Below are 23,944 nucleotides of genomic sequence, written 5' to 3'. Positions count from 1 at the left end.
GTGTACGGATAGGGGTCATAGCGAATCGGTATAGCCCCGACATCCATTCACGACTTTTCGACGGCGAGCACGCTCACGCGGCGCTGGGCAACGACTGCACAACGGGTTCGAAACCGACCGGCTTTGCGTTGGACCATTGCCCACTCATGCAAAGATCCGCGGTGATCGTCTGGATCAGAGCCTGTATTGCTACGACGGCATCCGGAACCGGGATATTTTTCGGCGAGCACAGCATCAATCTCCTCGAGAGGAGGCAATCGTCGATCGGAAAGCCCTGTAGGAGACCGCTGGTCAGTTCTGCGAAAAAGGCCGAGCCCGGGCCGATCGTGACGCCGATGTCCGCGAGCAACGCCGAACGCAAGATGGCGATAGAGTTGATTTCGACGATGTCCGGAATTTCAATGGACGCCTCGCGCGCGGCGGCATCGATGATCGGTCTCACCCCGTTCTGCCGGTCGGGAAGAATGAGACGCGAACTTAGAGCGGTATGCAGATTCAGGCGCTTCAACGACATCTCAGCGATAGCGCCCGGAGAAGCAATAAAAATCAGCTGTTCGTCGACGAGCGGTATTGCATTTAGCAACCGGTACTGTCGCTCATCGAACAGTATCGCCAGATTAAGCCGCCCGGACCTGACGGGTTCGAGCAGATTTCCTGTCGTTTCTTCTGTGAGCTGCAACGTAATTGCTGGATATCGCAGTCGGGCTATTTTCAGCAACGGCAGCGCCAGCACGCCGGAAACACTTTGAGGAATCCCGAGTGCGACTGTTCCGGCAGGACTGTTTGCTGCGTGACCGACGCTCGCTCGCGCGTCCTGAGCCTGCTTGAGGATCGCCTGTGCATGATCGTAAAAGCGCTTTCCGACGTCAGTAAGGCTGACGCCTTGGGGAGATCGCGTCAGCAAGGAAACGCCAAGATCGCCCTCAAGTGCCCTGATCTGGTTGCTTAGCGCGGGCTGCGCGATATGAAGCACCACTGAGGCCCTGGAAATGGAGCCATGATCGGCGATGCTGACGAAGTAGCGAAGCTGTCGCAGTTCCATATCCTCGCAACGTGCGCTGATGCGCACTTCGCTGCCCCTCCCGGTTCCAACGTTGGGCACGCCTCCTCGTGGAGAGCGGCCGGAAAGACGCGAGTGACGCACGCCTGGCGCGTTGTCGCGTAAATCGCCGATGATCGACAGCTTTGCTTCAATCCCAGCTAAAGGTTACCCGGCCAAGTTGGGAATATGCTTCGAAATTTCCGGCGTTTGCCACTTTCTCCGGAATGACGTCCGTCCGGCCCGCAAAAAAACGGAATAATCTTCCGGTGTTTGCCACAGGCCGTTTTTCAACTCAGGCCGTCACCAGCTCTGCGCCCAGATCGGCCAACGGATGAGCATCCCGTCGCCACGGGCAGGTGAGGAATTGCTGGACGCGTTCGCGTCGAACCTCATGCAGCGTCGCCGGAGCCCAGCGCGGGCGATTGTCCTTGTCGATCAGCAGCGCGCGAACACCCTCGCGGAAATCGCCGTCCTCAATCGCGCGATGGACGATCGACAACTCGGTCCGGAAACTTTCCGCGAGACTTTTGTGCCGTCCACGCAGCAGCGCCTCGCGGGTCACATAGAGCATGGTCGGCGAGTTAGCCCGCAACGTCTCGATGGTCGTCTGCAACCACTGCCGCACCTCACGGGACGGCCCGCTCTCAAGGGCTTTCAGTAAGCTGCCGATGATCCGCTCCAGCGGCGAATTGCGGTCGAAATGGCGCGAAACGAGTGGTGCGTACGACTCGATCGGGGCGTGCGGCACGATATTGCCTGGCGGCTCGAAAACGGTTCTCAGCGCTTCGATAAGATCCCCGTCGGTTGGCATCCGGTTCAGGCGCTCCTCAAACGTCGTCAACCAGCTTGAGGGAACGCAAACATCTGCCAGCCGCAAGCGCAGCGCGTCGGGCCCGGAAAGGCTGACTCCAGTCAACCCCACATAGAGCGCAAACTCCATGGACATTGCATTCAGGAAACGCGTGGCGCCCACGTCCGGGAGAAATCCGATCTTCGTTTCCGGCATGCTCATCCTCGTGCGCCCGGTCACGACACGGAGGTCCGCTGCCTGGGCGAGCCCCATCCCGCCGCCCATGGTGATGCCTTCCATCAACGCGACAACCGGCTTCGGAAAGACGTGAAGCGCGTAGTCCAGTCGATATTCGTCGACGAAGAAATCTTCCCACTTGCCGTCGCCAGCCGAAGCGGACTGATACAGTTCGCGGACGTCGCCGCCTGCGCAAAAACCCTTTTCACCGTTGCCGCGAAGAACCAGAGCAACGATATTTTCATCCTGACGGCACAGCTCGACCAGACGCGCCAGTTCCCGGACCATCGAATGACTTAGGGAATTGAGCGCTTTGGGACGGTTAAGCGAAATGATTGCGACGCGGTTCACGACATGCAGAAGAACCTGTGGCTCCTGATACGCCGATGTGCTCGATCCCGTGTTCATGCTTCTGTCTCCTTCGAATCCGACACCGTCCAGTTCGCCTTTCGTTTTTCCAGAAACGCGTTCACCCCTTCGCGCTGATCCGGATGATCGAACAGATCGACGAAACGCTCACGCTCGACAGCGAGCGCCGCCGCGCGTGGCGTTCCATTGCGCGCCTGATGGATCAATCTCTTGCTGAACGCGACACCCTGCGGGCTGAGGCTCACCACACGTTCGGCCATTTTCAGAGCGTGCGCCAAAGCGCCGCCCTTTTCGACGACGTCTTCAACGAGCCCGATACGCAAAGCGGTAGCGGCGTCGACCCGCTCGCCGGTAAGTACCATCCGTTTGGCCCATCCTTCGCCAACCAGCCACGGCAGTGTCTGGGTGCCGCAGCCGCAGGGCAACAGGCCGACAGCTGTTTCGGGAAGTGCGAGGACTGCGTGCTCTTCCGCGATGCGTATGTCACTTGCCAACGCGCACTCAAGACCTCCGCCCATTGCGTAACCGTTAATCGCAGCGATCACGACCATGCGCGCGTTCTGAAGCGCTTCGAATGCGCCGCCGAAGCGGGTTGCAGCAGTACGCGCGACCTCGCGGTTCCCGTCGGCGAACGCGTTCAGATCGGCACCGGCACTAAAGAACTTCGGACCGTCGCCCGTAATCACAAGTGCGCGAACGTTCGGCTCCGCATCAAGCCGCTCAACAGTCTGCTGCAGGGATAGCAGACCGTCAGGAGTAAACGCATTGGCCGGTGGTCGTTTCAAAGTAAGGACGACGACGGCGTTATCGTGCTGGTAATCAAGATCAAACATGGCTATCTCCGAGATCAAACATGGCTATCTCCGTTGTGTTCGTCTCGCCGTAATGAGGCAAGTGTGTCACCTTCGTTCCTGCCCCACGTTCTGGTCACACATAGCGGGCGATGACCATCCGCTGAATCTCGCTGGTTCTCTCAAAGACCTCAGCAATTCACGCATGATGGCAGTCAAGCGCAACGGCATAGTTTTCGATTTAGCCGTAGCGTCACGCCGCCGCCGAACGCAGAGATGGGGCCGCACCTCGCCGAGCCATGAGCGCTCCTGCGAGCGGCAGGATGCGCAACCCGCGCCAATTCCTTCCACAGCGAGCGCATTGTCCCCTTAGTAAAGGTGGGGCCGCCTCGCCACGATCGCGCACTCATCCCAACCAAACTCAGCACCCTGATTTGCCTTAGCATTTGCCGAGGTAGTTTTTTGTCGAAAGCTCACCGGTCGCTATTGGGCGCAGGACGCTCGCTGCAAAATCACGGGTAGCGTCCCGGTCGCCCGCTGGTCGGCGGACAAAATGGCCCATTAATATCGTCGTAGCAGAAGACAGCTACCGGCCATCAAACGGTAGCGAGCCAAAATGATCTGGTGTCCCAAAAGGATTTCGCCGTCAAAGTGTACCGGCACCCCCGGAGCCTCTGAAATGACTGTCAAGCTCAAGCATGGTGAGCGCTTTTACCAGTATGACAACTGCTTCGTTCAAGATGGTCACCCTTTGGCACGGGTTCGACTACGGCCAGCAAGCCGCCCCCTGACAAACGGCGATTGCCGTGCGGGCCTGGACCGGTGCACCGTCGACTCCAGGATGCCTGCGCAGGCGCTGCACAGAAGAACCCTCTGCTTCGGCGTCTTGATAAACCGCACACCGTCTCGCGGGTCGCAGGCGGACGTTTAGGAGATCATGCAGTACCGCCCGTCTCGGCCGAATTCCGCTTTCCCTTCAGATCTAGCTAGGGCGCGAGCTCAACGCGCGGCCTGCTGCCACTTCACTGTGTTTCCGGTCCAAACGTGATCGCCGAATCGGCAAATAGATCCGCAGGCGAACGTCGCCTCGCGCCCAGGCGAATCCGTATTGCGCTGAGCTTCCGGTACATGTAAGCTTGTTCGAACAAGATCGGATAGACACTCGGTCGTCCGCCGACGCGGAATCGTCGCCTGATAAATATAGAGAGACAAACGATGATCATTCGGATGCCTGCAGAATTCTCGAGTCATGAGAAATCCATCTATAACAGGATAGCCGCAAGACTATTGCCCTTCTTGTTTATTCTGTATGTGATCGCATTTATAGACAGGGTGAACGTCTCGTTTGCCAAATTTAGCATGGGCGCCGATATTGGCATGAGCGACCAGGCCTACGGATTGGGCGCTGGAATTTGCTTCCTCGGCATCTGCATATTCGAAATTCCTAGCAACATCATGCTGCAGCGGGTCGGGGCACGTTTCTGGCTGGCTCGAATCATGGTCGTATGGGGACTCTGTTGCATCGCCATGTCGTGGGTACGATCACCCACGTCGTTTTACGTTCTTCGATTCGCATTAGGCGCGGCCGAAGCAGGCCTCTTTCCTGGCGTCATGTACTATTTGGCAGTCTGGTTCCCAACGAAACTCCGGGCGCAAGCGACGACTCTTTTCGCTTTGGGTTTGCCGGTTTCCGGAATCGTCGGAGCGCCGATTTGCGGATGGATCATGGCCCACATGGGCGGCGTCGGGATATTCAGAGACTGGCAATGGCTATTCATATTGACGGGAATTCCTGCCGTCGCGCTGGGGTTCGCAACCTATCTTTTTCTCGTAGATACACCCGACGAAGCCGCCTGGTTGACTCCGCAAGATAAAGAGGTAATTTTTCGCGTGAAGCAAAGAGAGCCGGCCATGCCAAGCCATGACCTGAAGCATGGTCGGCTGCGCGCTGCCCTTTTTAACAAGACGCTCTGGTCTCTTTCGTTGGTCAATTTCGCGGTCGTGATAGCAATCTACTCGGTAGCGTTCTGGTTTCCTCAGATGGTCAATAGTCTCGGCATCCAGGATAAATTCGTGATTGGATTGATTGTTAGCATTCCATCGATCGCCGGAGGAGCCGGTCTGATAATAATCGGACAGAGTTCCGATCGACGCTCCGAACGACGCTGGCATATGGTTGCGTGCTTGCTGATGGCATCGATAGGATTAGCGTTGGCCGGATGGTCTGCGACTAATCTCGCGTTGCTCGTGTTCAGCGTGAGCCTCGCGATGTTCGGGTTGATGACTTCGGCCATCATGCTATCGCTAATGCCTGGCTTACTGGTGACCGGAGTTGTCGCCGCTGCGGGGTTCGCATTGGTCAGTTCTGTCGGCAACGCCGCAGGCATCGTCGGACCTCCGTTCGTCGGGTGGGTCATGCAGGTCACAGGGCATATTGAGTATTCCTTCCTTGTATTTGGAGGCATGACCCTGCTTGGCGCGGTGACAATTGCGATGATGCCGGGCCTCGGCCGACAGGCTGTCCAAGCGCTGCCGTCGGTCGCCAAGAATATCGAATGACCGTTGTTGGCGGGTATGGTTGAGACTTCCGACGAATTCGGCAAGTCGACAAAACTACGCAAAGCCCCCTACCAGCGCATTATTTTCGCGCTCAACAGCTAACTGCTCGACAAGGAACGCCGTGGAATTTGCAGCTGCCATATTACGCAAAGTGGGTTCGCCCCTTTCGATCGATCAGGTTCGGCTAGATGCATTAGGCGACAGAGATGTGTTGGTGCGCATAGCTGCCGCGGGAATTTGTCACACCGATTGGGAGGCGGCACACGGGAAATATGGCGGGGCACCGCTCCCATCCATTCTTGGACACGAGGGTGCCGGCATTGTGGAAGATGTTGGGCGCAACGTGCAGACTGTTCGCCCCGGCGATCGCGTGGTCTGTTCACCTATTGCTTTGTGCGGAACATGTTATTACTGCCGCCGACAACAGCCGATGCTGTGTGAGCCGGCCTGGGCGACTCATCGCTCCGGTATCCTGCCTGGAGGGCAGTCCAGGATCACCATCGATGGAAATCTGGTTAGTCATTTCCTTGGCGTTTCATGTTTCGCCGAATACGCTGCGCTGCCCGAAACGGGAGTGGTCGTCGTCCCAGATGAAATCCCGTTTGATCGCGCCTGTTTGCTTGGGTGCTCAGTGCATACAGGTGTAGGTGCCGCACTGCATGTCGCTAATATCGAAGTGGGTGATAGCGTCTGCGTCATCGGATGCGGCCCCATCGGTTTGAATGCTATTCAGGGCGCTCGTCTAGCGGGCGCCGATTGCATTATCGCCACGGATACAAATGCTGATCGAAGAGAACTGGCAAAGACCTTTGGCGCTACGGTAGTGGTCGATCCAGCCACGGAAGACCTCGTACAAGTAGCACGTGCATTTTCCGGCGACCGCGGAGTCGATTGCTGCCTGGAGGCAGCCGGTCACGAATCTACCCTCCAGAGCGCTTTGGATGTTACCCGACGTGGCGGCAAGATAACTATCCTAAGCAAAATGGCGGCAGACAAACACATCAGCTTACGCTTCGGTTCCCTAATGGGTGACCGCCTGATTCAGAGATCGACACTTGGGGGCGCGCGCAGTCAAGACGATATCCCTTTCTTTGCGAAAGCCTATCTCGACGGCCGCCTCCTGCTCGACGAATTCATCTCGGAACGAATTGGCCTTGTGGACATCAACTCCGGCCTGGAGCGCGTTGGACGCGGCTCTACAGTTCGGACGGTCGTTGTCAACGATAAAGGCATGGGCAATTGAGCGCGCGACCACGCCGGCGATTCTGGAGGGCGTCGATCGCCGCGCTAGCCGAATGAGCGAATGATTTCCGCGAGGCAAACTCATTCCCGTTGCTCCGTCGTCAACCCCCAAGAGATCAATCAAGGTGCGACAAGAGCGTCGCCAGGGAGGTCTTGATCCTAGGGCGGAATTATTGGTGTTCGCCTGGTTGTCCAGCAACGACCCGCGCAGTGAGTCGATCGACACTTCGGATTGGACGACCTGCAGCACATGCCAGGATGCCGTCAAGTTGGCATCATGCTGTATTTCAGCACCTGAGACTGCCCGACGGGAATCAACCACGCAATTCGCTATCATCCTCAGTTTTGATAACTGCTCATATCAAAACCGCGCTTAATGGCGACAATCATCGGTTTTCGTCAAATGTCCGCAAACGAGGGGACGGATCTCTACCGCCCATCGACCCCACCTTCCCTGTGGCGCAATCACAGTAGGGGCAAAAAAAGTTAAGCCGGACGGCCAATCCCATCCACTCAGCGATACCGTGCCACGCTGCGTCTCGCCGGCTCATCTGGCGCAACGCTTACCAGCCGGTGACGTGAATGGCGCCGCAATCTCGCAGCGTTCGAGAACGTCACATATGCGCCCGGCGGATCAATTATCTAAAAGCTATGTCGCCTCGACCGTCGCGACGCAACCCAAGACAGACACTGTCTGTAGCAGGCGTTCATGCCGTCGACGCGTGCTATTGCAATGGCAGTCGCTGAAAGATCCCGCGATCGATCGTGGCACCAACGGCGATAGCTGTCGCTCACGTCGTCGGGCAGGTACCCCAACGACCAACTCGGAGAAAACGATCCGACAGATCTGAGTTCATCGACGGCGAAAATTGAAGGCAAAGTGAAATAATCACGAACTAGCCCGCCCACTCTGCCAAGTACAGACTTATATATCGCATTCCGAACTTAATTTTTCGTTGAAAAGGGCCTCTTCACGACGATTTTCCAATGACGTCCGCTCCGACTGAGCCGCCGCTTTCGTCCGTCAGTAGCCGGTTTGCGCACAGCATTTCATCTTGTGGAACTGGAAGTGCGATCTTTTTTGTGCGAAACCAAGCCACTGTCGGAAGTGCAGACTTATTTGTGCGCCAACACCTATCGCCCCACTACCAGTAATGCCTTCACATATATCGCAAAACAACGATATATAATTCGCCCTGTAGCGATGCAGATGCACGGACGTGTATCTGCGCCCCACCTGCAAGCGTGGACGATATTTGACTGAACCCTCATGACCCCCGACATCGACGCGATCCATAAGGCGCTCGCCAACCCGATCCGCCGGGAGATTCTCGGCTGGCTGCGGGAGCCGTGCGTCCATTTCGCCGACCAGGAGTTGGCGCTCGATCACGGCGTGTGCGCCGGCAAGATCGACGCGCGCTGCGGCCTGTCGCAGTCCACCGTGTCGGCGCATCTCGCCGCCTTGCAGCGCGCGGGCCTGGTCACGTCGAAACGGGTCGGTCAGTGGGTCTTTTTCAAACGCAACGAGCCCGTCATTCAGGCGTTCCTCGAACACATGAATACGAAGCTCTGAGCACTTTCGTCGCCAGCGCCGCTCCTCTTTCATCACGCAGTTTTTTCAGGTCCGGGCCTGTGCCCGCCGCCAAAGGTGAACTCATATGCCGACTCTTTTCGATCCGCTGCAAATTGGCGACATCACGCTGTCGAACCGCATCATCATGGCGCCGCTCACGCGTCAACGCGCCGAAGAAATCCGCGTGCCGAACGCGCTGATGGCACGCTACTACGCCGAACGCGCCACGGCTGGCCTGATCATCAGCGAAGCCACCTCGGTGACGCCGCAGGGCGTGGGTTATGCCGATACGCCGGGCATCTGGTCGCAGGAACAGGTCGAAGGCTGGAAGCTCGTCACGAGCGCCGTGCATGCGGCCGGTGGCAAGATCTTCCTGCAACTGTGGCACGTCGGCCGCATCTCGGACCCGCTGTTCCTGAACGGCGAATTGCCGGTCGCACCGAGCGCGATCCCGGCGCAAGGCAATGTGAGCCTGGTGCGTCCCGAGCGTGCATTCGTGACGCCGCGCGCACTCGAACTCGATGAAATCGCCGGCGTGGTCGAAGCGTTCCGCAAGGGCGCGGAACACGCCAAGGCCGCCGGTTTCGACGGCGTGGAAGTGCACGGCGCCAACGGCTATCTGCTCGACCAGTTCCTGCAGGACAGCACCAACAAGCGTACCGATGCCTATGGCGGCCCGATCGAAAATCGCGCCCGTCTGATGCTCGAAGTGACCGACGCCTGTATCGACGTGTGGGGCGCAAGCCGCGTCGGCGTGCATCTCGCGCCGCGCCGCGACGCGCACACCATGGGCGACTCGGACCCGGCGGTGACCTTCGGTTATGTGGCTCGCGAACTCGGCAAGCGCAAGATCGCGTTTATCGCCGCACGTGAAGCACTTGGCGACGATCGTCTCGGCCCGCAACTGAAAAAGGCCTTCGGCGGCCCGTACATCGCAAACGAGAAGTTCACCCTCGAGACCGCGCAGCAAGTGCTCGACGCAGGTGAAGCGGATGCGGTGGCCTGGGGTCAACTGTTCATCGCCAATCCGGATCTGGTGCGCCGCTTTGCCACCAACGCGCCGCTGAACAAGCCGAATCCGGCAACTTACTACGCGCGCGGCGAGACGGGCTATGTGGATTATCCGTCGCTGGAAGCCGTGGAATAAGCGGCGTCGTTGCTGCTGAAACACGCGCGGCGGGTATGACCGGAGTAACGAATCTCCGCTCACACCCGCCGCGTTTTTTTCGTTACGCGAGATCACGCCGCATGAAGACACGCTTCGATTCGTCGAGTCCACGCGCGAGATGCGCATCGCGTCGCGCGATCAGGGCCGCGTCGAGTTCCGCTTCTTCGATATCGTGAAAGCCGAGCCGCCGGTAGTACGGCGCGTTCCATGGCACCTCGCGAAACGTCGACAAGACGAGTTGCTTCAGATGGTGTGCGCCCGCATGCTGCGCGACCTGCTCGATCAATGCCGCGCCGATCCGCCGCCCGGCATGCGAAGTCAGCACATCGAGTTCCTGAATGTAGATACGCACAGGCTGCATTTCGAACATCACGAAGCCCACGCAGACTTCATCGCGATCCTCAGCAACGATGATTTCACGCGCCGCGATCTTGCGATTGACGAGGTCGAACTCCATCGGCGGCGCGTCGGCGATGCCGGTCATATCGACGCCCACGAAACGTTGCCCCGCTTCGAATTCGATCGTGCGGATCAACCCGGCATCGTGCAGCGCGGCAAAGCGGAAAGTGATGGATTCAGTATTTTGCATGGAAGTCATTCGCCAGCAGGCGACCCGATATTGACATCCTCGGCGCCAATTAAACAAGCCCCCGCACCACCACGGGATTACACTGGCGAACATCCCGAATTCGCTATCTCCCGATATGGATCTGATGCATGTCCTGCAGGTCGCCCTGCACTTCGACCAACACCTGAGCGGTCTGATCGTGCAATACGGCACCGCTGTATACGCACTGCTGTTTCTCGTCGTATTCGTCGAAATCGGCTTCCTGCCGCTATTCTTTTTGCCGGGCGACCCGCTGATTTTCATTTGCGGCGGCCTTGCCGCAACCGGCGCGCTGAACGTCTGGCTCGTGATTCCCGTCCTGTTCGCGGCAACCGTGGCAGGCAGCATCGTCGACTATGCGATCGGGCGCGCGATCGGCGAGAAGGTCTACACCGCGGACTATCGCTGGCTCGACAAGAACGCGCTACGCAAAGCGCATGCCTTCTATGAGGCGCGCGGCGGCCTGACCTTTCTGCTGTCGCCGTTCATCGCCGTGGTGAGAACCTTCGCGCCGTTCGTCGCGGGCGTGTCACGCATGACGTTCGCCCGTTTCGTCTCGTTCGTCAGTGCAGGTGCGGCGCTGTGGATCGTTTCGCTGGTCGGCGCCGGCTATGTGTTCGGCAATGTGCCGCTGGTACGCGACCACATGAGTTCGATCGTCCTGCTGGGCGTGTCGCTCGGCGTCGGCTCGCTGCTTGTCAGCGCCGTCTGGCGTTTCGTCAACCGGCGTTTGCGTACGCGCTGAGACTCAGCCGAAGCTCGCGCTCCTACACCCATCCCTCGATCTTCAGCCCACTCGCCTGCTCGGCCTCCTCACGCGACACGGGGCGCACAGTCTGGCCAAAACTCCAGATGTGCCCCTCGGGATCGCGGGCGGCGTAAACCCGGTCGCCGTAAAACTGATCCTCGAGCTCGCGCGTAATCGCCGCGCCTGCGGCACGCGCCTGAGCGCAATGTTCGTCGATATTGCCGAGCAGATGCACATGCACCGACTGCGTGTTCTTGCCGCCCAACGAAGCCGGACTGGCCGAGTCCGACGAATATTCACGGCAGATCATGATGTAGCTGTCGCCGAATCTCATCTCGGAGTGGGCCAACTGCCCCTCTTTATCCGTGATCACCATCTGACGCTCGAAGCCGAACGCCTTTTCAAGCCAGTCGAGCGCGGCAAACGGATCCCTGTAATACACCGCCGAGCCGAACGAAGGACGATGAAGCAGTTCGCTCATGATTGTCCCCTTTGACCTTTTCAGTTGCTCCTCTGAAATGCTAGTGAAAGAAGCACGGAAAGCAAGGAGCAGAATGGCCGCTGCGCCCTCAGGATCGCCGCCATGAAATTTCTTCCGGCCGTATCTCTCGCGACAGCCACCGTCTCACCTGACTTGACCTGCCGCAGATACGAAGGTAACCTTCGTAGGTAACCTTCACATTCGTTATGGCATGAGCAAACGCGATCTCCCGCCCGACCCCGACGCCCTGCATGCCACGGCGGAAGACCTGCGCGTGCTGCTAGGCAAACTGCGCCGGCGCCTGCGCGAAGAGGCGCATCTTGGCGATTTCACGCCCTCGCAGGTGCAGGTGCTCGGCTTGCTGGAGCGCGAGGGCCCGGCCACGGTCACCGAACTGGCGCGCGCCCACGGCATGCGACCGCAATCCATGGGCGAAACGCTTTCGGTTCTGAAAGCCGCCGGTCTGGTGAGCGGCGCGCCGGACCCGAACGACGGCCGGCAGACCGTGCTCTCCCTCACGCCCGCTTTCCGCAAAAAGATCAAGGCAAGTCGCGCGGCGCGCGAAGACTGGCTGTTTCGCACGATCCAGACGCGCTTCACGGCGGCCGAGCAGCAACAACTCGCCACCGGCGTCGATTTACTCAAACGCCTCATCGACTCCTAACTCCAGGCCCTCAAGGAACCCATCATGGCACTCAGCACACTCGACCCAAAGACCGCATTGGTCGTCATCGATTTGCAGAACGGCATCGTCGCGCTGCCCACCGCCCATCCCACTGGCGAAGTCGTCAAGCGCTCGGCCGTGCTGGCCGACGCGTTCCGTCGCCACAACCTGCCGGTCGTGCTCGTCAACGTGGCGGGCGGCGCACCGGGCCGTGCGGAACAGTCGCGCCCCAGCGGCGATTTCCCGGCATCCTTCGTCGAACTCGTGCCGGAACTGAAGCAGCAAGCGTCGGATCATCGGGTCACCAAGCGCACCTGGGGCGCCTTCACCAATACGGACCTCGAAGCGTATCTGCGTGAGCAAGGCGTCACGCAGGTCGTGCTGGTCGGCGTGGCCACCAGCATCGGCGTCGAATCCACCGCGCGATTCGCGAACGAATTGGGCCTGAACGTCACGCTGGTCGTCGATGCGATGACCGACATGCATCTGGACGCGCACACCAACAGCGTCACACGCATCTTCCCGCGCCTGGGCGAAACCGGCACGACGCAGGAAGTGCTCGATCTGCTCGACCGCTCGCAGGCATGATGTCGTCCAGCAGCTTGCGCGCGGCCCTACCCCACGCCACGGAAAACTCGCAGTGAGCGGCACCTTCCGTTCGCTGCGCAATTTCAACTACCGGATCTGGGCGAGCGGCGCGATCGTGTCCAACGTCGGTACGTGGATGCAACGCACGGCTCAGGACTGGCTCGTGCTCACGGAGCTCACGCATCACAATGCGACCGCCGTGGGCATCGTCATGTCGCTGCAGTTCGGCCCGCAAATGCTGCTGTTGCCGCTTACGGGTTATGCGGCCGATCACTTCGACCGCCGCAAGCTGCTGTTCGCCACGCAAGCGGCGATGGGTTCACTCGCGCTCGGCCTCGGCATCCTGACCGTGACCGGACTCGTGCAGCTCTGGCAGGTCTATGTGTTTGCGGGGCTGCTCGGCTGCGTCACTGCATTCGATTCGCCGGCACGGCAGACTTTCGTCTCCGACCTCGTCGGCGAGGAGGATCTGGCGAATGCGGTCGGGCTGAACTCCACCTCGTTCAACGCGGCACGCATGATCGGGCCCGCCGTAGCGGGTTTGCTGATTGCATCGGTCGGCACTGGCTGGGTATTCCTGATCAATGCGCTCTCGTTCGTCGCGGTGCTCGGTTCATTACGTGCACTGCGTACCAGCGAATTGCATCTGAAACCACGCGCCGTGCGTTCACGCGGTAGCTTCCTGGAAGGCTTCAAATATGTGTGGACGCGCCCGGACCTGAAGGCGGCGCTGTTGATGCTGTTCCTGATCGGCACGTTCGGCCTCAACTTCCCGATCTTCATCTCGACGATGTCGGTCACCGCGTTTCATGCGGGCGCAAGCGAGTACGGCATATTGAGCTCGACCATGGCGATCGGCTCGGTCACTGGCGCCTTGCTCGCGGCACGCCGGGCCAAACCGCGCATGGCTTTGCTACTCGGCGCGGCGGCCGTGTTCGGCGTGGGCTGCACGTTGGCCTCGTTGATGCCGAACTACGTACTGTTCGGCCTCGTGCTGATCGTCATCGGCATGTCGACGCAAACCTTCACGACGTCCACCAACAGTCTCGTGCAACTCACCACCGAACCCGCCATGCGTGGTCGCGTGATCGCCATTCTGCTCGCCATTGCCCTGGGCGGCACGCCCCTTGGCGCACCGGTGGTGGGCTGGGTCGCGGATCGCTTCGGCCCGCGCTGGGCGCTCGGGGTCGGCGCGGCCTCGGGTTTCGCGGCAGCGCTCGTCGGCTTGCTGTATCTGGTGAAGTACCGGCAGTTGCGGGTGTATGTGGAGGCGGGTCGGGTGCGTTACAGCATCGACGATCCGCGCCAGGCGCCGCCGTATGTCAGTCCGGCTGTCGCCGTGCAGAATGCGGTGTTGAACGAAGCGGAAGAGGACTCCTCCGCAGGCGTTTGAGTGCGGCAGCAGCGCCGCACTCAAAACGCAGAACCGACCTATCTGGCAACCGGCATCGTGAATTCAGCGCCCTTCGCGATGCTATCCGGCCAGCGCTGCATGATGCTCTTGTAGCGCGTGTAGAAGCGCACGCCCTCTTCGCCGTAAGCGTGGTGGTCGCCAAATAGCGAACGCTTCCAGCCGCCGAACGAGTGCCACGCCATCGGCACCGGAATCGGCACGTTGATGCCGACCATGCCCACCTGAATCTGCCGGCCGAACGCGCGCGCCACGCCGCCGTCCGACGTGAAAAGCGACACGCCGTTGCCGAACTCGTGCGCGTTGATCAACTCCACCGCGCTCGCGAAATCAGGCACGCGCACCACCGCCAGCACCGGGCCAAAAATCTCTTCCTGGTAGATTTTCATGTCCGTACCGACATGATCGAACAGCGTGCCGCCGATAAAGAAACCCGCTTCGTTCACCACCGGATGCACGCGACCATCGACGATCAGCTTTGCGCCTTGTGCCTCGCCCGATGCGATGTAACCCGTCACCTTGGCCTTATGTTCGGCGCTCACCAACGGTCCCATTTCAGCGTCGAGGTGTTCGCCGTTCCTGATGACGAGCGACTGGACGCGCGGCACCAGTTTCTCGATCAGCCGATCGGCCACGTTGCCCACCGCCACCGCCACCGAAATCGCCATGCAACGCTCGCCGGCCGAACCGTAGGCCGCGCCGATCAGCGCGTCGACGGCCTGATCCAGATCGGCGTCGGGCATCACCACCAGATGGTTCTTCGCGCCGCCGAGCGCCTGCACGCGCTTGCCGCGTTTGGCGGCTTCCGTGTGAATGTATTCGGCGATCGGCGTGGAGCCGACGAACGACAACGCCGCCACGTCGGGATGTTCGATCAGCGCGTCGACCGCCACCTTGTCGCCGTTCACGACGTTGAACACGCCGTCGGGCAGCCCCGCTTCCTTGAGCAGTTCGGCAAGACGCAGCGACGCCGACGGATCACGCTCCGACGGCTTGAGCACGAACGTGTTGCCGCAAGCCAGCGCGACCGGGAACATCCACATCGGCACCATCACCGGGAAGTTGAACGGCGTGATACCCGCGACCACGCCCAGTGCCTGACGCAGATTCCAGTTGTCGATCCCGCCGCCGATCTGATCGGTGAAATCGGTCTTCAGCAAATTCGGAATGCCGCACGCGAACTCCACCACTTCGATGCCGCGCACCACTTCCCCTTGCGCATCGGTGAAAACCTTGCCGTGTTCACGCGTGATCAGCATCGCGAGTTCGTCGTGGTGCTGGTTGAGCAGTTCCTTGAACTTGAACAGAATGCGGGCGCGCTTGATCGGCGCGGTTTCGCTCCACGCGGGAAAGGCGGCCTTCGCGGCCTTGACTGCCGCATCCACTTCCTCGACCGAGGCGAGCGCGACCGAGCCCGTGATCTCGCCGGTGGCGGGATTGAACACGTCCTTGAAGCGGCCACTGGTCGGCGCAACTGCCGCGCCGCCGATGTAGTGGCCTAACTGTTGCACCGACAGGCTGCCTTGTTCATTCACTGCATTCATGTTCTGACCTCGGGTTCGGGATAGAGCGCGGCGCGACGTCGCCAGATGGCGGACAACAGGATCGGACTGCGCCGGGACCCGCCAACTGTATCGACGGCGGCAATCAGACTCCCGATACAGCGGGATAAAACCGCGCCGCACTGTACTGTTTTTTGCGTGGCAACTGTCATGGGTGTCGATTTGAAAGTTTCAACTTCCCCGCGGCCGGCGGCAGGCCCTCAGAATGCCCTTCTTCCAGTCGATTCATTCACACGTATGAACGAATAAAATCGGCTAAAGCGCATTGATTGGCGCGCTTTCTAAAACCAACGTCAGCGTTCCGGCTCGAATTTCATCAACCCTGAAAGCGCGGGAAAACCCGCCTCAATTTCTTTTCTCATGTGCCGTTGACGCACTCAGGTGCTGAAAAAATCAGCACCTTTATAACGACACATGAGAGCCGAGGGCAGCATGACGATTCAAACGACCCATGGTACGTTGCGTACCAGCTTGATCGCGGCCGCCGTGGCCGCGATCCTTTCTCTTGGCGGGTGCGGCGGCTCAGGCGCGCTCAGTTCCGGCACGGGCGGCGGCGGCGGTGGTGGCAGTGGCAACGGCGCGCTGGCGTCGGGCGACGGCGCCACCGGCACAACCGGCGGTGGCGGCACGGGCAGCGTGAGCGGCGGCACGTCGGGCGCCACAACTACAACACCGAACGCGCTGAGCCAGACCGTCGCCAATTCCGGCAACGTCGTCACCGATGTGGGCAACACCGTCACGGGTGCGGGCACGCTGGTTGGCTCGCAGACCTTGCCGGGTGTGAGCCCGGCCACGACGCAGGCCGCCGCGGGCATCGTCCAGAACGTGGGCGCCGCGGTGTCCACGCTGGGAACCGGCGTGTCGCTCGGACTGGGGCAACTCGGAACGGGCAGCAACGGCGTCGGCATCACGGCCGCCAGCGCGGGGGGCGCCGTGCGTGATGTAGGCGCTGCCGTCACCGATACCGGCGTCCTCGTCGGCAGTCTCGGTAATGGCGCGCTTGCGCCGTTGGGCGTGTTCACCATGCCAGTCGGCGGCGCCGTCGTGACACTCGGCGGCACCGTGACGAATGGCGGCACCCTTCTGACCACCGCGCTGAGCACGGGGCCGGTTCAGCAGGTCACGAGCCAGGCGAGCGCGTCGATCCAGCCGATCGAATCCGTGCTGGTGCAGACCACACAGGCGGTCGGCACCACCACAGGTATCGGCGCGCCGGTCAATGGCGTGCTGGGCACGCTCGGCGGCGGTCTCGAGAAGACCGGCAGCCTGGTTGCCACCAGCGGCGGCGGCAACGCCGTGAGCGGGGGACTCGGCAGCGTCGTGTCCGACACCGGCAAGACCGTGGTATCGGCCGGCGGCTTGTTGACGGGCGGTGGCGGCATCGCGGCGCCGCTGGCGAGCGTCAGTTCGGCCACGGGCGCGCTCGGAGCCGGCAACCCGGTGACGGCGCTGACTTCGAGTGTGACGGGCTCGCTCAGCGGCGCCACCGGCGGCAACAACGCCCTGAGCTCGCCAATCAATGGACTCGTCGCCAGCGTCACCGGCACGCTGGGCAGCGTGACGACGGCGGCCGGCTCCAGCACGTCGGGCAAGCCCTCGGCGACCTCGGGCGGCTCGACCAGCGGCGCAGCCGGCATGTCGGGGACGTCCGGCGGCACCGGCGCAGTCGGCGGTTTGCTGGCGCCGGTGACGGGCGCCGTCGGCGGACTGCTGGGCGGCATCGCGAAGAAATAACGCGAGTCGTGCGAAGCAGCAGCGCGGTCTGCACTGCCGCGCTGCTTTTTTTCTCCCCCGCGCGCCCGTCGGGATCGGCGTTCTCGCCGACCAGATCGCCGCGTCAGCGCCGCCGTTCCAGCGTCGCCTCCAGACTTCGAGCCAATCGTCCCAGGAAAGTCCTGGCTTGCATAGTTGCGCAATCAGGACGCCAATGGTCCAGCGGTAGACGCTGATCGAAAGAACTTCGGCTCAGGAGACGACATGGAAACGAACCCGTCATCGGCAGGCGGGCAGGACCATCGCTCGCAGGCTCGCAAAGCCACTGCCAGCGGCTGGATCGGCTCAGCGCTCGAGTACTACGATTTTTTCATCTACGCGCAAGCCGCCGCCCTCATCTTCCCGCAGCTGTTTTTCCCATCGGGCAATCCAAAGATCGCGATCGTCGCGTCGCTCGCTACGTATGGCGTCGGCTACGTCGCGCGACCCATCGGCGCAGTCGTGCTCGGCCATTGGGGCGACACCCATGGCCGGAAAAACGTCCTGCTGGTGTGCATGTTCCTGATGGGTTTCTCGACGATGGCAGTCGGCCTGTTGCCCACGTATCAGCATGTCGGCCTGCTCGCGCCCGCTCTGCTCGTCGCCTTGCGGCTGATTCAGGGCTTTGCGGTGGCCGGTGAAATCTCGGGCGCCAGCTCGATGATTCTCGAGCACGCGCCGTTCGGCCGACGCGGCTACTACGCGAGCTTCACCCTGCAAGGCGTGCAGGCGGGCCAGATTCTTGCCGCGGCGGTGTTCCTGCCACTCGCGTACTACATGGAGGAAAGCGCCTTCAATGCCTGGGGCTGGCGCATTCCGTTTTTGCTCAGTTCGGTGGTGTTGATAGCGGGCTACATCATTCGCCGCGAAGTGCATGAAACGCCGGCTTTCGCCAAGGAAGACGCCATCGGCGGCGTGCCGAAGTCGCCGATTGCGGAGGCCTTCCGCTATAACTGGCCGGATATGGTGCGGGTGGTCCTCTGTTCGCTGATGAACGTGATTCCCGTGGTCGCGACGATTTTCGGCGCGGCCTATGCAGTCCAGCCGTCGTACGGCATCGGCTTTTCCAAAAGCGTTTACCTATGGATTCCGGTGATCGGCAATATCGTCGCGGTGCTGGTGATTCCGTACGTGGGTAATCTGTCCGATCGCATCGGACGGCGCCTGCCGATCATCGTCGGCGCGCTCGGGGCGGGCTTGCTCTCGTTCGGTTACCTCTACGCGATCAGCATTCGCAATGTGCCGCTCGCGATCGTGATGTCGATCCTGATGTGGGGCATCATCTATCAAGGCTATAACGCCATTTTCCCGAGCTTCTACCCCGAACTGTTCCCGACTCGCTCACGTGTCTCGGCGATGGCGATCGGCCAGAACATCGGCACCACCATCACGGCACTCATGCCCGCGCTGTTCGCCTACGTCGCGCCGCCCGGATCGCACGACGTGCCGCTCCTCATCGGCGCGATTACGTTTGGCGTCACGATCATTGCGGCGGCGACGGCATGGACTGCGCGCGAGAACTTCCGCGTCAGGCTGAGCGATCTGGGCGAGCGCGACGCCGTGCCGATCGATAAACAGAGCTACGAGTTGCTGAGGGCGGAGACCATCGCCGAAGGAAAGAAGGCGCTTGCCTGACGCTCAGCGCCACTGCTCGGTCAGTTCATTGGCGAGCACCATCTTTTCGCGGACCCGTTCGACAAATGCGGCGTCCGCGCTCGGGTGAGTCTTGAGGAATTTGAGCGCCGCCGAGTGCACGGCGCGCATCGAGCGGCCGTCGATGCCGTTCATGCGCGCCGCGCTCCGACGCGTTTCCTCGACCAGATCGCGGGCGCTGCTGAAATCGGGTGACACGCTGTTCGCAGTCTCGAACTGTCCGCGCACGCCAGCCGCATAGTCGCGCGACTGGCCCAACTGATCGACGTCGATCAGCAGGTCGATACCCTCGGCCATGCGCCATGCACAGAGAATCCACAACGCAAGGAAGGCCCGATAGGCGTTGTTGCCCTCGGCCGTGCGCGCGTAGTGCTCGCACGCCATCGCGTAGGCGTCTTCCGACGTCACCGGCACCGGCGGCAAACTCACGCCGCAGAGCTCAACGGCCTGCCTGACCAAAGGGTCCGCCTGATTCAAACCCAGCACGCGAAACGGCGCGGCGACGAAAAACGGGTTGCTCCATTGCTGGCTCAGTAGCCATCCCGAAGCGAATTGAGAAGCGGGATTGCGCAACAGACCCACGTGCGTGGCCTGAGGGAAGGCTTGCCTCAGCCACGGCAGCCGTCCCGACGAGCGGCAAAATTTGAGGACCGGCACGCGCCCTTGCCCGGTGGTGCGTTCGCACAGATTGCGCAAATACGCCTGCAACGCGGGAAATTCCGCATCCGGCGTGCTGGCGAAACGGTCGATGCTGAAACGTCTTCCATATCCGCTGACCCCGCGCGCGCTGTCTTGCAGGAACGGCCGGTATTCGTCGAAATATGGCTTGGCGAGCGGTGGATGGCCCGAGGTCAGCGTGGGACGCGACGCCGACACGTCGGCCAGACTCAGGTCGGCGAGCACGTTGCTAAGCGGCTCGTAGAAGCCGGTGACCGAGTCGAGCGCGCGCAGACGCGACCAGATCCACGTGCCCGCGCTACGCCAGCCGGCATGCAGAAAAATGGCCTGTTTCGACGTGACGGGGGTCTCCTGGGGCAACGGCATGACACTTTTCTTCCATGGATAAAGCTAACGATTCGATGCAAGGCCGCTACTGCCCGCACCGCCTGGCTTGAACGCGTACTCTAGCGGCCCCAACTGTCTACTGTGTTACGGCCATGCCATTCTACCTTTCACCGACCGCGCCACATCGTAGTGGAAGCTCGTGGCCAAACACTTTAAGCTGCCACGCTTCGAGCCCTCACATCCTGCCGACATGAACGACTCAGCCGATATCCGCTTCCTGCTGACCATTCGCGAAAGCGGCAGCCTGATTGCCGCTGCGCGCAAGCTCGGACTCTCGCCCTCGGCGATCACCCAGCGCCTGCAGCAACTCGAAAAAAAGTTGGGGGCGCAACTTGTGAACCGCACGGCGCGCCGCCTGCAATTTACCGAAGAAGGCACGCTCCTGTGCGAACGCGGGGCGGAACTGGTCCAGCAGTTCGATGCCTTGTTCGAAGACCTGCAACTGCGTCGGGCCGGGCTCGTCGGCACGCTCACGATCAATGCGCCGCTCGGTTTCGGGCGCCGCCATCTTGCGCCTGCCGTCGCCGACTTCCAGCAGGACAACCCGGAGGTGGACATCGCGCTCACGCTATCCGACCAGCCTTTGACCGAGACGACGAACCGCTTCGATATCATCGTGCATATCGGCGAATTGCCGCTGTCCAATCGGGTCGGCTACGCGATCGCGCCGAATGCGCGCTTTGTCTGCGCGGCGCCTTCGCTCGTCAAACGTCTGGGCGCACCGGACTCACCGGAGCAACTGAGCCGGCTGCCCTGCATCGTGCTGCGTGAAAACAATGAAGACGTCTCGCTCTGGCAGTTCAGCAAAGGCCGCGCGCGTAGCAACGTACGCGTGTCCGCGCATCTGAGTTGTAACGACGGCGATGTGATCCGCCAGTGGGCCTGCGAAGGCCGTGGTGTGATCCTGCGCTCCGAATGGGATGTCGCCGACGACATCGCCAAAGGGCGCCTCGTGCGCCTGCTGCCCGGCTGGAAGGCACCCGACGCCAACGTGACGGCGCTCACGCATCAGCGCGCCGGTTTGCCGGCACGTACACGCCATTTCATGCAATATCTGCAGGCGAGGTTCAGACCCTTGCCGCCGTGGCGGCGCTGAACCGCATGGTTCAATCTCACTGAATCCATGAGTCAATTCGATTAAATCAACGGAAGTGGATCAAACTCTATAATCGACGCAACCCACACCGCCGGTTCGATCATGACTCCCGCCTCCGTCCCAGCCGTCTATCCCAAGGCGGTCCTTTTCGACCTCCTGACCGCCCTGCTCGATTCGTGGACCGCCTGGAATCACGCGGCCGGTTCCGAACCGGCGGGTCGTGCATGGCGCGCCGCCTATCTGCGCCTGACCTACGGCTGCGGCCGGTACATTGCGTACGAACAACTGGTGCGCGAGGCCGCTGCCGAGGTCGGCTTACCGGAATCCGCCGCGCTCGCACTCGAAACGAACTGGCCGACGCTGAAGCCGTGGCAAGGCGCCATCGAAGCCTTGCAGACGCTCGCGCCACACTGCAAGCTGGCCGTCGTCACCAATTGCTCCATTCAACTCGGCACCCGGGCGGCCCGGATTCTGCCGATTCAATGGGACGCCATCGTGACCGCCGAAGCCGCCGGCGTGTATAAGCCCGACCCGCGGCCTTACCGCCTCGCACTCGAAGAACTCGGCGTCGGCGCGCACGAAGCCGCCTTTGTGGCAGGCTCCAGTTACGACATGTTCGGCACCGCCGCCGTTGGCCTGCGCACTTACTGGCACAACCGCATCGGCCTGCCGCGCGTGGCCGGCGCGCAAGCGCCCGAGATCGAAGCGCCGACGCTCGACGCACTGATCCCGTGGCTCAGCCGCTTCGGCACGAACCCATCGCACGACCCTTCCCGGTGACAGCATGAAACTCGACCAGATAGACACGCCCGCCGCTTTGATCGATATCGCGAGAATGCAGCGAAACATCGCGCGGATGCAGGGGCATATGAACACCCTCGGCGTCGCCTTCCGTCCGCATGTGAAAACGACCAAATGCATCGACGTGGTCCGCGCACAGATCGCCGCTGGCGCACGCGGCATCACGGTTTCCACATTGAAGGAGGCCGAGGCGTTTTTCGCCGCCGGCGTGATCGATATTCTTTACGCGGTCAGCATCGCACCCTCGAAGCTGCCACGAGCGCTCGCCTTGCGCCGCCAGGGCTGCGATCTGAAACTGGTGGTGGACAATCCGACCGCCGCGGCCGCCATCGCGGCTTTCAGCGACCAGCACAACACGAGCTTCGAGGTCTGGATCGAAGTCGACACGGACGGACACCGCTCGGGCATCACGCCGGAACAGGACACACTGCTCGAGGTCGGGCGAATTCTCCACGAGAACGGCGTGACGGTTGGCGGCGTGATGACCCACGCGGGCTCCAGCTACGAACTCGATACGCCGGACGCACTTGCCGCGCTGGCGGAACAGGAACGCGCCGGCTGCGTGCGCGCGGCCGAGCGGTTGCGCGAAGGGGGCATTGCGTGTCCGGCGGTCAGCGTCGGCTCGACGCCCACCGCCCTGGCAGCCACACAACTGGACGGCGTCACCGAGGTCCGCGCCGGGGTCTACGTCCTGTTCGATCTGGTGATGCACAACGTCGGCGTATGCGCGCTCGACGATATCGCGCTGAGCGTGCTCGCCACGGTGATCGGTCATCAGGCGGATAAAGGCTGGGCGATTCTCGACGCGGGCTGGATGGCCATGAGCCGCGACCGTGGCACCTCGAAACAGGCGCACGATTTCGGCTACGGCCAGCCGTGCCTGTTGAACGGCACGCCGTTGCCGGGCTACCAGATCAGCGGCGCCAATCAGGAGCACGGCATTCTCAGCGCCACCGAAGCAAGCGGCGCTGACGACGACATCACGCAGCGCTTTCCGATCGGCATGAAACTGCGCATTCTGCCGAATCACGCGTGCGCAACGGGCGCGCAGTTTCCCGAATATCACGCGGTGGCGCCGGATGGCGCGAGCGTGGAATGGCGACGCTTTCAGGGCTGGTGAGATGTGCGGCGGCATTCGCGTGATAGCCGCCTGAATATCTCGCCGCGCCGATTCACTCCGCTTCCTCTTCCTCTTCGAGACCCGCGAGCAGATCGTCCACCGCGCGATATACGCGTTCGACGATCTCCGGGCCGACCCTGCGCTCCAGTTCGCGATAGTGAGCTTCGAGCTCCTTCGAAATCACGCGTACCAGAGCCACGCTCGTGTCCGTCAGCGACACCAGCACGCGGCGCTGATCCTCCGCGAAACGCTCTTTCGTTACCAGTTCCATGCTCTCCATACGCGCGAGCACGCCGGCCATGCTCGGGCTCGAAATCGTGCAGAGATCGGAGATGTGACGCGGCTCCATCGGGCCGTGCTCATTGAGCGCGCGAATCACGCGCCACTGTTGTTCCGTCAATCCATGCGCGGTAATCAATGGACGAAAACGCTCCATCATTTTTTCTCTGGCGCGCAGCAACAACATTGGCAGGTTGCGGTGCAATACTCGGGTCGAAGCGGAAGCGGACATGTTCAGGGAAGAATAAAAACCAATCGTCGAAGCTTAAGGGAAAACCCGCGATGAGCCGACATGGCTATTGACCGTGGATCATATCAAGCGCAATAATACTAACATGTTAGTGTT

The 23,944-nt window shown here is 61.3% G+C and carries 21 protein-coding genes; 13 read left to right on the top strand and 8 right to left on the bottom strand.

The window, feature by feature from the left end:
- Window positions 1-73 precede the first annotated feature (73 nt).
- The 3 genes from FQ705_RS32185 to FQ705_RS32175 form a co-directional block, all read right to left on the bottom strand.
- On the bottom strand, window positions 74-1,042 hold the full coding sequence (locus FQ705_RS32185) for a LysR family transcriptional regulator (protein WP_144148779.1): 969 nt from the start codon (window positions 1,040-1,042) through the stop codon (window positions 74-76).
- Between the two features lie 292 nt (window positions 1,043-1,334).
- Window positions 1,335-2,477, bottom strand: a complete 1,143-nt coding sequence (locus FQ705_RS32180) for an enoyl-CoA hydratase/isomerase family protein (RefSeq protein WP_144148777.1) — start codon at window positions 2,475-2,477, stop codon at window positions 1,335-1,337.
- Window positions 2,474-3,271, bottom strand: coding sequence for an enoyl-CoA hydratase (locus FQ705_RS32175; RefSeq protein WP_144148775.1), 798 nt, complete (start codon window positions 3,269-3,271; stop codon window positions 2,474-2,476). Before FQ705_RS32175 ends, FQ705_RS32180 begins: the two co-directional genes overlap by 4 nt.
- Window positions 3,272-4,444: 1,173 nt before the next feature.
- Between FQ705_RS32175 and FQ705_RS32170 the strand changes: the two genes are divergently transcribed.
- The 4 genes from FQ705_RS32170 (at window position 4,445) to FQ705_RS32155 (ending at window position 9,750) form a co-directional block, all read left to right on the top strand.
- Complete coding sequence (locus tag FQ705_RS32170) at window positions 4,445-5,788, top strand: MFS transporter (protein WP_144148773.1); 1,344 nt, start codon at window positions 4,445-4,447, stop codon at window positions 5,786-5,788.
- A 121-nt stretch (window positions 5,789-5,909) separates the two neighbouring features.
- Window positions 5,910-7,031, top strand: coding sequence for an alcohol dehydrogenase catalytic domain-containing protein (locus FQ705_RS32165; RefSeq protein WP_144148771.1), 1,122 nt, complete (start codon window positions 5,910-5,912; stop codon window positions 7,029-7,031).
- 1,269 nt (window positions 7,032-8,300) lie between these two features.
- Window positions 8,301-8,603: an ArsR/SmtB family transcription factor gene (locus tag FQ705_RS32160; protein ID WP_144148769.1), complete on the top strand. Its 303-nt coding sequence runs from the start codon at window positions 8,301-8,303 to the stop codon at window positions 8,601-8,603.
- 85 nt (window positions 8,604-8,688) lie between these two features.
- Entirely contained in the window at window positions 8,689-9,750 is a 1,062-nt protein-coding gene (locus FQ705_RS32155; protein ID WP_144148767.1) for an alkene reductase, read from the top strand.
- 82 nt (window positions 9,751-9,832) lie between these two features.
- Here the strand turns inward: FQ705_RS32155 and FQ705_RS32150 are convergent, their stop codons facing one another.
- Window positions 9,833-10,360, bottom strand: a complete 528-nt coding sequence (locus FQ705_RS32150) for a GNAT family N-acetyltransferase (protein ID WP_144148765.1) — start codon at window positions 10,358-10,360, stop codon at window positions 9,833-9,835.
- A 115-nt stretch (window positions 10,361-10,475) separates the two neighbouring features.
- Here FQ705_RS32150 and FQ705_RS32145 point away from each other — a divergent pair, with 115 nt between their 5' ends.
- Window positions 10,476-11,123, top strand: coding sequence for a VTT domain-containing protein (locus tag FQ705_RS32145; protein ID WP_144148763.1), 648 nt, complete (start codon window positions 10,476-10,478; stop codon window positions 11,121-11,123).
- 22 nt (window positions 11,124-11,145) lie between these two features.
- Here the strand turns inward: FQ705_RS32145 and FQ705_RS32140 are convergent, their stop codons facing one another.
- Window positions 11,146-11,607: a VOC family protein gene (locus FQ705_RS32140; protein WP_144148761.1), complete on the bottom strand. Its 462-nt coding sequence runs from the start codon at window positions 11,605-11,607 to the stop codon at window positions 11,146-11,148.
- Between the two features lie 211 nt (window positions 11,608-11,818).
- On the opposite strand from FQ705_RS32140, the gene FQ705_RS32135 reads away from it, so the two are divergent.
- From FQ705_RS32135 to FQ705_RS32125, 3 genes are read left to right on the top strand one after another with little or no spacing between them, the layout of a single operon-like run.
- The gene (locus FQ705_RS32135) at window positions 11,819-12,271 is read left to right on the top strand and encodes a MarR family winged helix-turn-helix transcriptional regulator (RefSeq protein ID WP_144148759.1); all 453 of its coding nucleotides are present in this window, start codon (window positions 11,819-11,821) and stop codon (window positions 12,269-12,271) included.
- A gap of 24 nt (window positions 12,272-12,295) precedes the next feature.
- Window positions 12,296-12,859, top strand: coding sequence for an isochorismatase family protein (locus FQ705_RS32130; protein WP_144148757.1), 564 nt, complete (start codon window positions 12,296-12,298; stop codon window positions 12,857-12,859).
- A gap of 52 nt (window positions 12,860-12,911) precedes the next feature.
- Window positions 12,912-14,252, top strand: coding sequence for an MFS transporter (locus tag FQ705_RS32125; protein ID WP_144148755.1), 1,341 nt, complete (start codon window positions 12,912-12,914; stop codon window positions 14,250-14,252).
- Window positions 14,253-14,290: 38 nt separating this feature from the next.
- Here the strand turns inward: FQ705_RS32125 and FQ705_RS32120 are convergent, their stop codons facing one another.
- Window positions 14,291-15,814: a CoA-acylating methylmalonate-semialdehyde dehydrogenase gene (locus tag FQ705_RS32120; protein WP_144148753.1), complete on the bottom strand. Its 1,524-nt coding sequence runs from the start codon at window positions 15,812-15,814 to the stop codon at window positions 14,291-14,293.
- Window positions 15,815-16,264: 450 nt separating this feature from the next.
- Between FQ705_RS32120 and FQ705_RS32115 the strand changes: the two genes are divergently transcribed.
- Window positions 16,265-17,566 (top strand): collagen-like triple helix repeat-containing protein, encoded by a 1,302-nt coding sequence (locus FQ705_RS32115; RefSeq protein WP_144148751.1) that lies wholly within the window; start codon window positions 16,265-16,267, stop codon window positions 17,564-17,566.
- A 243-nt stretch (window positions 17,567-17,809) separates the two neighbouring features.
- Window positions 17,810-19,219 (top strand): MFS transporter, encoded by a 1,410-nt coding sequence (locus FQ705_RS32110; RefSeq protein WP_144148749.1) that lies wholly within the window; start codon window positions 17,810-17,812, stop codon window positions 19,217-19,219.
- Window positions 19,220-19,222: 3 nt separating this feature from the next.
- On the opposite strand, the gene FQ705_RS32105 is transcribed toward FQ705_RS32110, so the two are convergent.
- Window positions 19,223-20,281, bottom strand: a complete 1,059-nt coding sequence (locus FQ705_RS32105; protein WP_144148747.1) for a hypothetical protein — start codon at window positions 20,279-20,281, stop codon at window positions 19,223-19,225.
- A 211-nt stretch (window positions 20,282-20,492) separates the two neighbouring features.
- Between FQ705_RS32105 and FQ705_RS32100 the strand changes: the two genes are divergently transcribed.
- The 3 genes from FQ705_RS32100 (at window position 20,493) to FQ705_RS32090 (ending at window position 23,319) form a co-directional block, all read left to right on the top strand.
- Complete coding sequence (locus FQ705_RS32100) at window positions 20,493-21,398, top strand: LysR family transcriptional regulator (RefSeq protein WP_144148745.1); 906 nt, start codon at window positions 20,493-20,495, stop codon at window positions 21,396-21,398.
- Between the two features lie 102 nt (window positions 21,399-21,500).
- Entirely contained in the window at window positions 21,501-22,178 is a 678-nt protein-coding gene (locus FQ705_RS32095; RefSeq protein WP_144148743.1) for an HAD family hydrolase, read from the top strand.
- Window positions 22,179-22,182: 4 nt separating this feature from the next.
- Window positions 22,183-23,319, top strand: coding sequence for a DSD1 family PLP-dependent enzyme (locus FQ705_RS32090; RefSeq protein ID WP_144148741.1), 1,137 nt, complete (start codon window positions 22,183-22,185; stop codon window positions 23,317-23,319).
- A gap of 52 nt (window positions 23,320-23,371) precedes the next feature.
- Here FQ705_RS32090 and hpaR read toward each other — a convergent pair whose 3' ends face one another.
- The gene (hpaR, locus tag FQ705_RS32085; RefSeq protein WP_144148739.1) at window positions 23,372-23,785 is read right to left on the bottom strand and encodes a homoprotocatechuate degradation operon regulator HpaR; all 414 of its coding nucleotides are present in this window, start codon (window positions 23,783-23,785) and stop codon (window positions 23,372-23,374) included.
- Between the last annotated feature and the right edge of the window lie 159 nt (window positions 23,786-23,944).

It is taken from the genome of Paraburkholderia sp. BCC1884, from assembly GCF_900996225.1.
Taxonomy (GTDB): domain Bacteria; phylum Pseudomonadota; class Gammaproteobacteria; order Burkholderiales; family Burkholderiaceae; genus Paraburkholderia.
The sequence above is the reverse complement of the archived record's forward strand: the minus strand, read 5'-3'. Positions and strand labels throughout refer to the sequence as shown.